The organism is Burkholderia sp. Bp9016 (genome assembly GCF_003857765.1).
Classification (GTDB): domain Bacteria; phylum Pseudomonadota; class Gammaproteobacteria; order Burkholderiales; family Burkholderiaceae; genus Burkholderia.
Map to the genome: position 1 here is coordinate 1 of NZ_QTPY01000106.1, position 249 is coordinate 249.

The 249-nt window shown below is 63.5% G+C and carries 1 protein-coding gene; it reads left to right on the forward strand.

The window, feature by feature from the left end; genetic code table 11:
* The coding region (locus tag DIE13_RS33740; RefSeq protein ID WP_311768351.1) for a hypothetical protein at positions 1-249 on the forward strand (249 nt) is incomplete at both ends.

Here is a 249-nt window from a genome sequence, read left to right on the forward strand (position 1 = left end):
GAGGTGGACAGCGAGCTGATCGAGCTGGTTGCCGACGAGAGGCCGGTCGACGTGGAAGTCGAAAGCGAAGCGACGGTGCTGTCTGTCGAGCTCAGGCCCGTGGACAGCGAGTTGATGCCGGTCGAAGTCGACGTGGACAGCGAGCTGATCGAGCTGTCAGCCGACGAGAGGCCCGTCGACGTGGAAGTCGAGAGCGAAGCCACCGTGCTGTCGGTCGAGCTCAGGCCAGTCGACAGCGAATTGATTCCC